Origin of the sequence: Rossellomorea aquimaris, assembly GCF_000935355.1 — a bacterium.
In the GTDB taxonomy this organism is placed as follows: domain Bacteria; phylum Bacillota; class Bacilli; order Bacillales; family Bacillaceae_B; genus Rossellomorea; species Rossellomorea aquimaris_B.
The window spans coordinates 430044-444033 of the sequence record NZ_JXZC01000003.1 but is presented as its reverse complement, the minus strand read 5'-3'; the positions used below and the strand labels follow the sequence as shown (position 1 = coordinate 444033).

Genomic DNA, 13990 nt, shown 5'->3' with positions numbered 1-13990 from the left:
TGGATCCCTATGGTCCAGACCTTTTGCATATCTATAAACGGTCGATTTCACCAAGCTGCTCATGCATGTCCAGCTCGATCATCTTTTTGGCCTTAGAGAAAGTAAACACTTCGTTAGAGACCCAATGATTGTATAACTTAGAAAGTGCGTTCCTGTGGTAGACCGTGCCTTTGACCTCAGAGAAGAAATAGATGATCAACAGGTTGACCACGTCTCCAGGAAGGGCCTTTTTACGCTCGATAGACTTTAACGACAGGGTATCCAATCCTCTTAATCTGTCTCCGATCACCGATTCTGCCATATGAAATGGATCGGATGTCCGGCATAATTTCACTAGTTCTGGATTAATGTCTTCAAATTTCAAGTGAATTCCCCTTTTACATAGAAAGTGAACGAAAAATGTAACACTTCAACCATCATTAGATTGTAAGATCAACTACTATGTATTATAACAAAAAGGCGGGACATTCATCACTATCAGTATGTTTAATTTCTACTTAACCAAAATTCCATGGTCCTTTCTTTAGCAGAAGGATAGACAAGACGTTTCACCTGTTCCTCCATCAAGAAGCATTCTGTAATCCAACCAGGGGCCGAACCATGCTCTTTCTTCCAAAGGTGCGTTCGTTCCAGAGCATCCTCTACCCTCATTTTCACCCACGTGTCGTCATCTTCCGTCACTCTATTCAACCATGATTCACCTGAGAGGATAAAGTACGGAACCCCACCTCCTAGATGGCTCTTATTTCTCACCCATATCACGCTTTCCCTGGGGAGAAAGCCTATATGGCGATTTTCAGAAGCCACCTGTGTGAACTCTTCTAAATAGCAGAAACATCCTGACCATTGCCGATCAGTACTTCGCGGTCGGATCATTTCCGACATGTAAATCGATTGACCTTTATGGAACAGACTGTCGATCTCCCGATTGATAAAAATGGGCTCTTTCTGAATGTAGTTAGAGTCGGACTGAGGTGTACCACAGGTAAATCCATTTTGGGCGAATCGAATCATTTTGACGAATTGCATATTGCTGCCCCTCCTTTTGCGTGAATTTCCCAAGGGCATTTTATACCAAACTCACTCTATAATGGTGGTAATTCCCTATATAGAGTGGTTTTAAACAAATTGTTATTATAAAACAAAAAGAAATGAGCGATTACAGTGTAACCGCTCAATAATTTGCTCTTTTCTACCGTTGCTCTTTCAATGCTCGTTCAAGAGTCGAAGTAACAGAAATATTTTCAAATGATATACCAAGTTGAACAGCGGTTTGGGCAATTTCCGGGCGAATCCCTGAAATCGAACTCTTCACACCAATCAAATTCAAACTCTCCATTATCTGGAACAATTGATGAGCAACCATCGTATCCACCATGATGACACCTGATAAATCAATAAACAAGTGCTCAACATTTTTATTCAGGCATTCGGCCAGTGTATTCTCGAGGATATACCTTGCCCTTCCTGTATCAATATCACCGACAAGAGGCAGCACCCCTGTATTTTTATCAATTAAGATGACAGGTGAACTCAATTCCCTGATCATTTCCTGCTGTGCCTTCAAACGCCTTTGGGCATACTCGTAATTTTCTTCTGCAAACTTGGAGATGACGAGACCAAAGGTTTTAATGATCAACTCTCTGAATGAATCAATACTCTCCGATGGATAATCACTGCCATACTGGCGGTCAAATTCCTTCAAAATCTCCAAATATTGATCCTGGGTTCTGAAGAACTCCCTCAGTATATAGTGAGTCGGGGTTTTTAAATGCTCTTCATCTTTTGCAATTTCTTCGATCCATTCAGCAAAATTATTTAGTGCATCCTTCCCTATATCTTTAAAAAGAAGACAAAAACGTTCGTGAAACTCGTGATTCTGGCGCTTCAACGTTAGGATGACCTGTGAATCCGTTGAAGCATAAACGCCTGAGGCATCACTTTTATCAAGTGATTCATACCAATTCTCCGTCAGTTGCCACGTACGATCTTTCATAAATTCATAAAATTTTTCCTCTACCTGCATATTCGACCTACTTTCTATAAGACAAGATATTGTGATCAGTTCATAAGCCATGATCCTGACGGGCAGGAATGTATAAGACTATCTTAGTGGTCTATACCCTAAATGACTTATTCATATGCTTATAAGAGTAATGTACTATGTCCTTGAACGAAAGGAAAGAAAAAGTTAAACAAATGGTGTACAAGGACCATTTCGATTTCTAAATTTTTCTAAAAGAATGATTGATTTGACCTTAAAAGGTTGCATATTTTCATAAAAAAGAACACGATCCCTCTGAAAAAAAAGGGATGTGCTCTAATGACAAAGTTGGTCGGAAATCGCATTGTTAGTACTGGATAAAAAAATAGAGAAGAGTGAGTACTATAAGAAAAACAGCCCCATCTTTTCTCTTCATTGTAAACTACTTATCATGACCTCAATGTTCACCAGCTTTTGAACCGTTTCGGACAACACGTTGAAAAAACCAATGCAGCGTAAAGAATGCCACTAAATAAACGGGGATCGAGTACCAGATTTTCCACTCTAAATGTTTCATATACCCGTCATAACTCAGCAAAAGTTCTATAAAAAAAGAGAAAAATGTCCAGATAAGTACATAAAACACAGACTTATCCGGTTTTAACATATTCAAGTATAAAAGCGCAATAAACGAGGGAGCAAAGACCACCAGTGCAAAATCGGAAAATTCCACACTTTTAGTTGGTCCAAAATCTACATAATCCAACATCAGCCCCACCAGAACGTGAGCTACCGCAGCAAAATATCCCACGAACGGAAACATGATGAGATTTTCCCTAACCGTTAACCTCTTTGGCACGAACATCATGGCAATGACTAAAAAAAGAATGAGTCCCCATACTAAAATCAACCTTATACACCCCTCTACCGGATAGAATACCTGCTTATTTTGTGAAAAACGTGGAAATTTATGTATGGAATAAAAACAGGGACGGACCTCAATGAGGTCCGTCCCTGCGCTTGGTTCCTAATGGGACGGGGTGCCTGTCCCCATGTCCCATTAGGATCCGATATTCCGATATTCTTCAGCAATTTTGACACTTTTTTGCTGGGTGAAAGCACTGACAGTGATGACGATGACGATGTTGCAGATCAATCCAAGGATACCTGCATGGATTTCTAAAGGTGTGGTTTCTGCGACCAGCTGGTAATAGTAGTTTACGAATGTACCGACGACGAGTCCTGTGGTGACAGCAGGGCCCGTCACTTTTTTCGAATAGAGTGCCCCGTATACGCCAGGGGCGAATTGAACGATGGACCCATAGGCTCCGAGCAATAGGGCGATGAGCCCCTGACCACCGAACACAGTGATAAAGTAAGCAAGCCCTCCGACAACAAACACTCCAATCCTCATCAGGAGCAATGTGGTTTTATCAGAAAGGTCCGGTTTTACATTCTTAATGACCCCGTCCGTAAATTCCAGCGAAGCACTGTGGGTGATGGCATCTGCCGTAGACATGGCTGCCGCTAGTGCCCCTGCACCTACAAGTCCGTATACCCAACCGGGAAGGCTAAGGACGGTGGTGATCAAGTAAGGAAGGATTTCATCCGGCGCTCCAATGTCAGCTGGATTGACTACATTCACTGCGGAAAAGCCAACAAATAGTAGTGGAATAAGGAACAGGGCAAAGATCGGATACACCAATACGGTTTTCTTAATCGTTCGTGCATTGGAGGCGTATGACTTTGAAAATAGGTGGGGCCACATTAAGAACCCTATGAGAGATACAAGGATCGTGGTCGTATAAGCTGTCCCTGACATGGTAGACCCTTCATTACCGATTTCAAAAAAGGCAGGGTTGTCCTGAACGAGGTTTGTAAACATCCCACCCACGCTGTCATGGAGTTTGTTCACAATCGCAAGGCCGACTACCCACGAGATGACGATCATCAAGATCCCCTGGAACACGTCAGACCATGCCGCTGCCCGCAACCCGCCAGTTGCAACATAGACGACCACGATTCCGTACGCTAGCAGGGCTCCTAGCCAAAGAGGAATACGTCCTTCTGTCATGATATTGAAGATATAGGCCATCCCTTTCATCTGTGTAGCAAGGTATTGAATAGAAGCGAGTAACGCAATGACACCGATTAAGATCGGCAGCGTCTTACCTCCGTATCGTTTTTTCATAAAGCCCGAAACCGTGTAAATATTGAATTTACGGCCGATCTTCCCGATTTTAGGACCGATGATATACCATGGGAGAATCGCAAAAGCGGTATAAGTTAAAATATAAAGTGCAGGTGCTCCTTTGGAATATGCCCACCCGGGAGCGCCAAGAAATGAAAAGGCACTAAACACAGCGCCCCCCATCAGGAACCACATCACAACCAAGCCGAGGCCTCCGCCTGCAACGGTAAACTCATATAAAGAATTTTTGTCATGACCTCTTCCTGCCATCACACCAACTACCAGTGCAATCACAAGGTAGCCGATCATCATGATCATAGCAATCTGCCAATCTGCCATTAATTGACCTCCTCTTCATCTTTGTCGGGATCGATTCGATAGAGTACAAGAACGATCAAAAAGGTAATGATGATCCATAAAATCACCCAGAATACCGAAAACGGCATCCCCATGATAATCGGAGTAGCCCTGTTTCCAATTGAAAACAAGGGGAAAATCAGTAGAAGAAACGGTAAAATCAGAGACATGCAATAAATCTTCGTAAACATACTTTTACTCATAAGACACCCTCCTTTTTTGCTGCATATTCCACTTTCCCATCAAGGATCGTTAACTCTACTTTTAACTCTCGTAATCTTTCAGGTTCACAGTGTAGAATCGATTCATTCAACACAACCAGGTCGGCGAGCTTCCCGGCTTCAATGCTGCCTTTAATCGTTTCTTCAAAGCTCGCATATGCACCGTTCCATGTATAGGCCTTAATCGCTTCCTCTATGGTGATTCGTTGTCGGTCCGCTATCACATCACCGGATTTACTCCTGCGGGTGACAGCTGAATATATCCCGTGTAGCGGATCCACTATGGTGATCGGACTGTCAGAGCCGATGGCGAAAGGAATCTGTGCTTCTGAAAAGCTCTTTAAGGGGAACATGATGCCGACCCGTTCTCCATAATCTTTCACGTAGCCGTCGCCGAATTCATAAATGAAGGCTGGATTTGGTATCGGAACAATATCCAACTCTTTTATTTGATGAATGAGATCCGATGGGGTCATGCCGGAATGTTCAATGCGGTGACGATGATTTCCACGGGGGTGACGTTCAAGAGCTGTCCGGACAGCTTTGACCATCATTTCCACCGCTTCGTCACCGATGGCGTGGGCGGTGATTTGCCACCCCGCTTTATGGGCTTTTCCGAGGGACTCATTTAATTCTTGCTGGTTCATATATAAAATGCCGGAGTCATTCGGATTGCTTGTGTATGCCTCCCTCGTCTTGGCTGTCGGACCACTGCTGCTTCCATCGATAAACACTTTGGCAGGCCCGATTTTCATCCACTCATCCCCAAGGCCTGTCCCTATTCCGCTTTCCAGGCCTTTCTCCACCATTTCTACCGAATCATGCAGCGAGCCGTAAAGTGCGTAGACCCTCTGCTTTACTCTCTTTGACCTTACTGCTTTTTGAAGGAACCGAATATGTTCAGGCCCATATCCCCCTGCATCATGGACACTCGTAATTCCTTTTTCCAAATAATCCTGGGAAGCGAGGGACAACCCCTGCTGCACTTCTTCTTCAGAATAATTGGCTAATAGAAACATGTTCATATGCGCGGCTTCTAACAGCAGTCCGGTTAATTCGCCGTCTTCACGACCGTATTTCCCTCCATTCGGGTCTTTTGTTTCAGAATGAATACCTGCAAGCTCCAGCGCTTTCGTATTCACGCAGGATATGTGCCCGCATGTCCGAACCACAATGATCGGGTGGTCGGTGGAAACCTGATCTAGATCCCACCGAGTTATGTGCCTTCCCTCTTTAAGGGTGTTTTGGTTATAACCCCAGCCCCGTATCCATTCCCCCTTTGGAGTCAATCGTGCTTTCTCCTTCAACATCCCGAGGAGGTCTTTGATACTCCCAGCCTCCTTACCGTTCACCCCGAGCTTATTGGTTCCGTAAAGTTCGAGGTGGGCATGGGCGTCAATAAAGCCGGGCAGGAGACTTCTTCCCTCCAAGTTCACAATCTTCGTTCCTTCACCTGCATATCGTAAAACTTCTTCATTCGTGCCGACTGCGAGTATTTTATTATCCTGAATGGCAACCGCTTCTTTCACGGAAAATTCAGAATTTACGGTAACCACTTCTCCGTTTATAAAGAGCATTGTCGCTCTCAAACGATCACCTCCCAAATGGGACAAAGGGACAGGTCCCTCGTCCCAGCCTTCTTTTACTTTTCATTAACAGCTGCTGAGCCGTCTTTTGGGACAAGGTGCCTGTCCCCATGTCCCTGACAGATCCGCAATGCTGTCGCGTATAGGAGCTGAACTCCTTTTTCAATGTCATCCATCTCGGCAAACTCGAGTGGATTGTGGCTGATGCCTTTTTCACAGCGGACGAAGATCATTCCGTAATCACTGATATAGGACATGAACAAGGCATCATGGAAAGGGCCGCTCATTAAGGTTGGTGAATCAAGCCCAAGCTTTTGATCTTCCTCCCTCATAATATTCTTTATCCAATCTGCACAATATCTTGGCTCGCTCCGGGTATCTTCTTTGATCTCATATTTAAGGTTGTAACCGATTGCCGTCTCTTCGATGATTTGATAGAGCTTTTCCTCAAGTTTTGTTCGGGCTTCAACGTCTATATCACGAAGGTCAACGGTGAACTCTACCTTTTCGGCAATGATATTCCTTGAGTTCGGGAACACCTGCATGCTGCCTACCGTTCCTACTGTTGTTTCGGTTCCTTCCTTTTTAACGAGATCATCGAATTTCCTGTTGATCTCCGAAGCACCGACAAGTGCATCCTGCCTCATCGTCATCGGCACCGATCCGGCATGACCCGCGAATCCTTCGAGTGTGACGGTCAGCCAGATCGGTCCGGAGATGCCGGATACAATTCCGACTGGTTTTCCCTTCTCCTCGAGGACTGGACCCTGCTCTATATGTAACTCCAGAAACGCTGCTATATCCCCTTTTTGATAAACAGGACTTGCGGTTATATCCGGCTCTACCCCGAATTCCTTCAACGCCTCTCTTCTCGTCACGCCCTCCTTGTCTTTACGGTCCAGTTCGCCTTCCTCCAGCATCCCGGCAATAGCCCGGACGCCAAATACTCCCTTGTTAAACCGGCAGCCCTCCTCGTCGGAAAAACAAATCACTTCAATGGTACGGTTTGGTTCGAGTCCATTGTCTTTCATTGTGTGTACCACTTCGATCGCGCCAAGTGACCCGACTGTCCCGTCGAATCTCCCACCATATGGCTGGGAATCAATATGTGATCCGAGCATAAGGATCGGCTTATCCCTGTCGGCACCTTCTATCCTTCCAATCAAATTTCCAAAGCCGTCAATCCTTGTCGTCAAACCCGCTTCTTCCATCCAGCCTTTCACCACTTCCACCGCATGGCGATCCTCCTTGGAATGGGCCAAGCGGCAAACGCCTGTCTCCCCGATTTTCCCGATTTCAGCTAACTCCTCTAGATGACGCTTTAATCTTTCTCGATTGATTGACATAGAATCATCCTTTGCTTACATATTTTTATAGACTTATAGTTAGTTTATTTTGAAAAAGCTTGTTTTTCATTAGACACTTTGTCTATAAAAGATCTTATTATCCGTACAGAATGACTAAAAGAAAGAAATTTCAGAAAAATTTATTCATAGAATACCTACACTCTCCCCCTTTCTACATCCACTCCCTATTTAGAGTAGTTTCTAGAACATTTTCACTTAATCCTGCCAGGTTTTTGAAAATGAAGCGATTGACTCAGGGGTTTTCGCCGTGTTCTTGGTAACTAGGTGCCTGTCTATCTCTGAAATCGTTCAATGGAGAAGATTATCCGGCCGATATGAGCAATAATCCAGCCGTTTTTCAGGAAAATCCGGCCGAAATTACGATTAATTCAGCCGTTTCCTGTGATAAACCGGCCGTTTCCGAAAAAAATCCGGCGAAATACCAACAATTGTAAAATACGTTATCGAACCCGACAAAAAAAGAGGCCACTCGCTATGCGAATGACCTCTTTTTCGTGTTGCCCATCTCATCGTCAGACCTACTAACGTGCTTTACTACTTTCAGCTTTCAATCAACAAATCAATAATTCTCTGCTCTCTTTGATTGCTGCTGCGAATAAATTATTATCCCCAAAAACACCAGCACTGATGTCATGATCAGTCCAAGTGAAACAGCAGAGATGGATAACATATTGAAAATGACGCTGACCGCAACCACCATATACAAAACAGCCAGCATCTTTTTGACGGTAACACTTGAAAATCGTTTCAGCTGGATGGAGCCGATCGGGGTACCGATCAAGGCACCGATGATCAGCATGATTCCATGTCGGTAATCGAGGGCTTCCCCTGCATACAAGTACGAGCCGATCCCGGATAACACGATGATGGACGCGGCCGATATGCTGGTTCCGATCGCTTTAGTAACATCAAGCTTCAGCCATTTCGATAGGAGCGGGGTCATGACAAATCCACCGCTGACTCCCATAAGGGATGAAATGACACCAGTGAACAGGCCTATCAAGGGAGCCACAATTGTTCCTTTTGCTTCCGCTTCCTTTTGTCGTTTGCTTAAAAACTGGTATGAAAACCAGCTGAGAATACCTATATATACGATGGAGATCACGGTAGAAGCTCCATTCATCGCATCGAGCCACTTCACGAATGGCACGGTGATGACTGATCCGATCATTCCGAATACCCCGAGGAGCCCCGCTAATTTCCCATTTACATTTTTTAACCGAATGTGAGATATTGTGCCTGTCACTGTCGATCCCAGTGTCAGCATTAAGGAAAGAATAATCGCCTGGCCCGGTTCATAGCCAAGTACAAGTAGAGTTGGTGTAAGAACAATCCCGCCTCCAATCCCAAAAAAACCGGAAAGGATGCCGATGAATGCACCAGCTGACATAAATAAAAACCATTCCATTTTGTTGTTCACTTCCTTCGTTTATCATTATATCTTTCGATAAGCTATAATAGAAATGAATAATAATAATGAAGGCGATTACGTTTTGTAATGGAGGGTCCCTATGCAACTGGATTGGATTCGAACGTTTGTCACTCTTACCCAGCTTCAGCATTTTACGAAAACAAGTGAATTCCTGAACCTGTCCCAACCGACAGTCAGCGTCCACATCAAAAAATTGGAACAATCATTAGGAGTTGAGCTCATCCACAGATCCTCAACCAATCAGGCTTTTCAGTTAACACCTGCAGGAACTCAAGTGTTTGAACAAGGAAAGAAGATGTTGGAGTTGTGGCGGACGATGGAACAGGTTACTCAAAAGTCTGAGGAAATCCTATTAAGGATCGGAGCCACTCACACCGTCAGTGATGTACTCCTTCCCGACTTTGTCAAGAAAATCAAGGTCCTCTACCCACACGTCCGCCTTCAGCTGATGATCCACAATCACGAAACAATCGTGGAGGCGCTGAATCAGAAAGAACTCGACCTTGCCCTTGTGGAGGGAACCCGGGGACTTGCCCCCTTTCAACTTGAAGTGATCAGTCATGATGAACTGCGTTTTTTCGCCAGTAGCCGCATGAATCTGCAATCCTCTCCTCTTATCCTCCGTGAAATCGGATCAGGAACGAGGGAATATGCCGACGATTTCCTGAGATCCGAACGAATCGTGCCGACAGAGATCCTTGAAGCAAGCAGTCATTACTTAATCAAGCAACTCGCAGTAAGGGGCCTCGGTATCGCATTCCTTTCAAGCTCTATAGTAAAAGAAGAAGTGCTTCAAGGGATGCTCGTCCCGATTGATCCTTATGTCATCCACCGTCCTTTTTATTCTGTTTATCCTGAAGATGGCGAGGCGGGATCTATTGTCAGGGAATTGGTAAAGCTAATCGGAAGTTCTTCATAAGCAGATAGGGACGGACCTCTCGCTTTCCACAGAAAGCTGGAGGTCCGTCCCTATTCTCTTGCAGGTTTTATATAGTTATAGATTCCTCTTTCCTTTCTCCCGGGTCATCGACAACCGCAGCCCCGACGATATCACCGGTCACGTTGGAAGCCGTTCCCCCCATACCTATGATGGCGTCGACACCAGCAATGAGTGCGACAATCTCAAGTGGTAAGCCGAACATTGTCAGGACAGCAGATAAGGTGACGAGTCCGGCTGCCGGGACTCCCGAGGTTCCAATCGAAAGAAGGGTTCCTACCAGAACGATCATCAGGAGGTCCGTGACCGAAAGCTGTAAGTTTGTCACGTTTGCCGCAAATACAATGGATACTCCCATTCTTAAGGCTCCACCATCTGAATTGAAGATGGCACCGAGGGGAAGGGCAAAATTCGCCGTCTTTTCAGAGATTCCAGCTTTCTTGGCCGATTGAATGGCAACCGGCAGGGACGCAATGCTGCTGGAGGTGAAAAAGGCAGTACTATAAGCTTCTTTCGTTTGTTTAAAGAAATGGAGCACCGGTCGACCCGACCACTTCAAGAAACCTGCATAGACCACTACCCAAAGCAAGATGATTCCTGCATAAAAGACACCTACGAACTTGGCAAGGGATTGCATCGTTTCCCATCCCTGCTGCCCAAAAGTGGCTGCGCTTATGGCGAACACACCGATTGGCGCGTAAGCAAGGACCCCTTTTAAAAGGATGTAGAACATTTCATTGAATGCGGCAAATACCTTATCAAGAAGGTTCCCGTATTCCTTCGTTTTACTATCCGGAGAAAACTTCATCCATGAAATCGCCATCCCCATAATCACCGAAAGGAACATGATCGCGAGCGTGTCTCCACCTGCGAAAGCCTGAAACAGATTATCAGGGATGATTTGAAGTAAAACATCCGAGAAATGTGGTGTGTTCGGCTCTTCCACTTGAGCGTCAGGCAACGTTAAATTCATCCCTGGATTGAACCAAAAGGCCAACCCAAGCCCAATGAACACCGCCGCAGCCGTCGTGGCCGTATAATAGAGAATCAGCTTCCAGCCCATCCTGCCGAGCTGTGTGACACTCATCTTGTTCACAGCCTGCACCACCGTAAGGAATATAACCGGAATCGCAATCAAACTAAGAAGATGAATGAGCACGGTTCCAAATGGCTTCAGGATCTCAGCATCTGCTTTGAAGACCAGGCCAGCCATGATTCCAAGTAGAAAACCGACAGACATCTTCAAAACAAATGGTACTTTCATATATTGCTTCCATATGTATTTCATTTTCATCTACGCCTTTACAAGTATTTTTTCAGACACTCATTATATCACTTAATGAGGGAGAGGGACGGACCTTTTGCATGCAAAAGGTCCGTCCCTCCAGATTATCCCTCACTATAACGCAACCATAGCTCCATCGCGGAATCCAGCTCTTTGACGTAGTCAAGCTTCTGACCATACAGCTGATTAAGAGCATCATAATCGACCATTCCCTCGGCCATTGCCAGGTCGATCTCCTTAATTTCTTTTTCGAGACTCTCGATTCTTTTCACTACTTTCGCAAGGACTGCTTCCTGGTTTATCACCTTGGATTCCCCTATTGATTTCTTGATCCTTTCACTGACAGCTCCGTTCCTATCTGCCTGGCTTTGCTTCTCTTTTTCACGTTTATACTCATCGTAATTCCCATGGTAGCTCCTCAAGGAATGATTCTCTACAGCAATGATCCTTTCAGCCATCCGGTTGATAAAGTAGCGATCGTGGGAAATGAAGAAAATCGTACCTCCGAAGTCTTCAAGGGCTTCCTCAAGTGTTTCGATTGAATCGATATCGAGATGATTCGTCGGCTCATCAAGTATCAGTAAATTGATATCCTGAAATAACAGCATGGCAAGCTTCAGCCTGATTCTCTCCCCGCCAGAAAGATGCTTCACTTTTTTAAAGACACTGCCTTTGTAAAACATAAACTTCGCCAGGTATTCCCGGGCTTTTCCTTCAAGTATGGAAATATCTTCTCTGAAGCAATCCAGCACCGTGACTTCCTCATTTTGAAAAGCAATGTTTTGTGGTAAATAGGCCGCCTTTACATTTGCACCAAACTCTAACACTCCTTCATCCGGCCGCACTTCCCCAACAAGCATCTTTAAGAAAGTAGTTTTCCCGCTTCCATTCGGACCCAGCATGCCTACTCGTTCACCAAAATGAATCATGACATCTGTGTTGTTAAAAATCATTTTATCACCATATCGTTTAGAAAGCCCCACAGCCTTGATGGTTTCATTCCCGGATCTCTCTGCAGCTCTCACATCAAGTCTCATATTCCTTCGTTCAAATAGGGGCTTATCGATGCGATCCATTTTATCCAGCTTCTTTTGAACACTTGCAGCCCTTTTGAAGAACTTGGTATTATCAGCCTTCATCGCCCAGTCACGCAGACTCAACACGGTCTTTTCCATGCGGTGGATCTTCTTTTGCTGTTCCCTGAAATGCTCGTATTGAATGCGCATATTTTCTTCCTTTTGATGAATGAAGGAAGAATAATTGCCCTTGTAAGAAGTCGACCTCATATCCTCTATTTCCACGATCTTAGTCACCACGTTATCCAGAAAGTAGCGATCATGGGACACGATGATGACCATTCCTTTATAGCTCTTCAAATAGCCCTCCAGCCATTCGATGGATTCCATATCAAGATGATTGGTCGGCTCATCCAATAGAAGGATATCGGGTTGATGAATCAATAGCTTCCCAAGGACGACGGTCGTCTTTTCCCCACCGCTCAATAAATCAAAGTCCCTTCCTAAAAAACTCTCCGAGAGCTTTAGCCCCGTGCACACCTTGCTTACTTTCTCGTCCCGTTCATATCCACCCTTCACTTCAAATAATTGAGTCAGATCGCTATATTTATTCAGTGCTTTCTCTAGATCCCTCCCCTGCAAGACCTGCATCTCTTCTTCCAATTCACGCATTTCGTGCTCTATTGCGTCGATCTCCTCAAAGGCCATATTCAATACATCGATGACTTTAAGCCCTTTCGGATAGGCGGGCGATTGTTCTAGATAGGCAGTGGTCGCTCCCCTCGACATATGAATAAGGCCTTCGTCATATCCATAGCTCGATGTCTGGGGGTAACCAGGATAGTAATTCATCGGCTCAATGCCTGCAACCAGTTTCAAGATTGTGCTCTTACCGCTTCCATTTGCCCCGACGATTCCAACCTTATCCCCTTCATACACTTCCAGCGATACATCCTCCACGACCAGGGTCGCTTCCATATATTTTTTGATGCCATTTAATTTAAGCTCCAACATATGCGTTCCTTCTTTCATCCATAATTGAAGTTACGCTATTTATGGACGGGTCAAGAAGACCTTTACCCCTATTCATTTGTGAAATAAAAAAGACCGTAAGAAGAGGGTCTCTTCTTACAGTCCTGTATCAACAATGTATCATTATTTTCATAAAGAGCCTAAACAGCAGGCGCATGCCTAAAAAAGCATTCCACTGCCAACTATGATCCAGACAAGTCTGGACGCTCCATGATCAATAATCATCCCGATATCAGTAAAGTAAGTTACCTTCTAATTGCCCTAATTCCATAAAGAGCATAACAAATAAACCTATCTCCGTAGGTACTTTCACGCTCATTACAAAATCCGTATTAATTTAAAAATAAATTAATTAGCAATTAGTTGGTTCCATAAACTTACTTTCCCTCCTCCGGAATTTTCTTTATTATCTCATTTTTTCATATTTTTGTAAATAGGCGGACTATAGCACCGTCTCCTATTACTCTCCCATAAATGCAATGGTTTCTGCTATCCCCTGTTCATAGGACGTATACTGCCGCTTACCCAGTAATCCATCCATCTTTTCTCCAGATAGAATGGTAGGTTGGGAGTTGATATACT

Annotated in this window: 12 protein-coding genes; 1 reads left to right on the top strand and 11 read right to left on the bottom strand. The window is 44.6% G+C overall.

Annotation, left to right across the window (positions count from 1 at the left end):
* Nucleotides 1-31 precede the first annotated feature (31 nt).
* From TV75_RS11780 to TV75_RS11740, 9 genes are all read right to left on the bottom strand, one after another.
* Nucleotides 32-364 (bottom strand): hypothetical protein, encoded by a 333-nt coding sequence (locus TV75_RS11780; protein WP_052504540.1) that lies wholly within the window; start codon nucleotides 362-364, stop codon nucleotides 32-34.
* 122 nt (nucleotides 365-486) lie between these two features.
* Entirely contained in the window at nucleotides 487-1029 is a 543-nt protein-coding gene (locus tag TV75_RS11775) for a hypothetical protein (RefSeq protein WP_044338914.1), read from the bottom strand.
* A gap of 163 nt (nucleotides 1030-1192) precedes the next feature.
* Complete coding sequence (locus tag TV75_RS11770; protein ID WP_044338913.1) at nucleotides 1193-2026, bottom strand: STAS domain-containing protein; 834 nt, start codon at nucleotides 2024-2026, stop codon at nucleotides 1193-1195.
* 415 nt (nucleotides 2027-2441) lie between these two features.
* Complete coding sequence (locus TV75_RS11765) at nucleotides 2442-2894, bottom strand: hypothetical protein (RefSeq protein ID WP_044338912.1); 453 nt, start codon at nucleotides 2892-2894, stop codon at nucleotides 2442-2444.
* A gap of 150 nt (nucleotides 2895-3044) precedes the next feature.
* Complete coding sequence (locus TV75_RS11760) at nucleotides 3045-4514, bottom strand: sodium:solute symporter family protein (protein WP_044338911.1); 1470 nt, start codon at nucleotides 4512-4514, stop codon at nucleotides 3045-3047.
* Nucleotides 4514-4735 carry a DUF3311 domain-containing protein gene (locus tag TV75_RS11755; RefSeq protein ID WP_052504539.1) on the bottom strand — a complete coding sequence of 74 codons (222 nt, stop codon included), beginning with the start codon at nucleotides 4733-4735 and terminating at the stop codon, nucleotides 4514-4516. The genes TV75_RS11760 and TV75_RS11755 overlap by 1 nt, the downstream gene beginning before the upstream one ends.
* Nucleotides 4732-6342 (bottom strand): amidohydrolase, encoded by a 1611-nt coding sequence (locus TV75_RS11750; protein WP_367379311.1) that lies wholly within the window; start codon nucleotides 6340-6342, stop codon nucleotides 4732-4734. Before TV75_RS11750 ends, TV75_RS11755 begins: the two co-directional genes overlap by 4 nt.
* A gap of 53 nt (nucleotides 6343-6395) precedes the next feature.
* Complete coding sequence (locus TV75_RS11745) at nucleotides 6396-7685, bottom strand: M20 family metallo-hydrolase (RefSeq protein WP_044338910.1); 1290 nt, start codon at nucleotides 7683-7685, stop codon at nucleotides 6396-6398.
* 580 nt (nucleotides 7686-8265) lie between these two features.
* Entirely contained in the window at nucleotides 8266-9114 is an 849-nt protein-coding gene (locus tag TV75_RS11740; RefSeq protein ID WP_044338909.1) for a sulfite exporter TauE/SafE family protein, read from the bottom strand.
* A gap of 103 nt (nucleotides 9115-9217) precedes the next feature.
* Between TV75_RS11740 and TV75_RS11735 the strand changes: the two genes are divergently transcribed.
* Nucleotides 9218-10057, top strand: a complete 840-nt coding sequence (locus tag TV75_RS11735; protein WP_044338908.1) for a LysR family transcriptional regulator — start codon at nucleotides 9218-9220, stop codon at nucleotides 10055-10057.
* 67 nt (nucleotides 10058-10124) lie between these two features.
* Here the strand turns inward: TV75_RS11735 and TV75_RS11730 are convergent, their stop codons facing one another.
* Complete coding sequence (locus TV75_RS11730) at nucleotides 10125-11363, bottom strand: dicarboxylate/amino acid:cation symporter (RefSeq protein WP_044338907.1); 1239 nt, start codon at nucleotides 11361-11363, stop codon at nucleotides 10125-10127.
* A 101-nt stretch (nucleotides 11364-11464) separates the two neighbouring features.
* The gene (abc-f, locus tag TV75_RS11725) at nucleotides 11465-13390 is read right to left on the bottom strand and encodes a ribosomal protection-like ABC-F family protein (RefSeq protein ID WP_044338906.1); all 1926 of its coding nucleotides are present in this window, start codon (nucleotides 13388-13390) and stop codon (nucleotides 11465-11467) included.
* Between the last annotated feature and the right edge of the window lie 600 nt (nucleotides 13391-13990).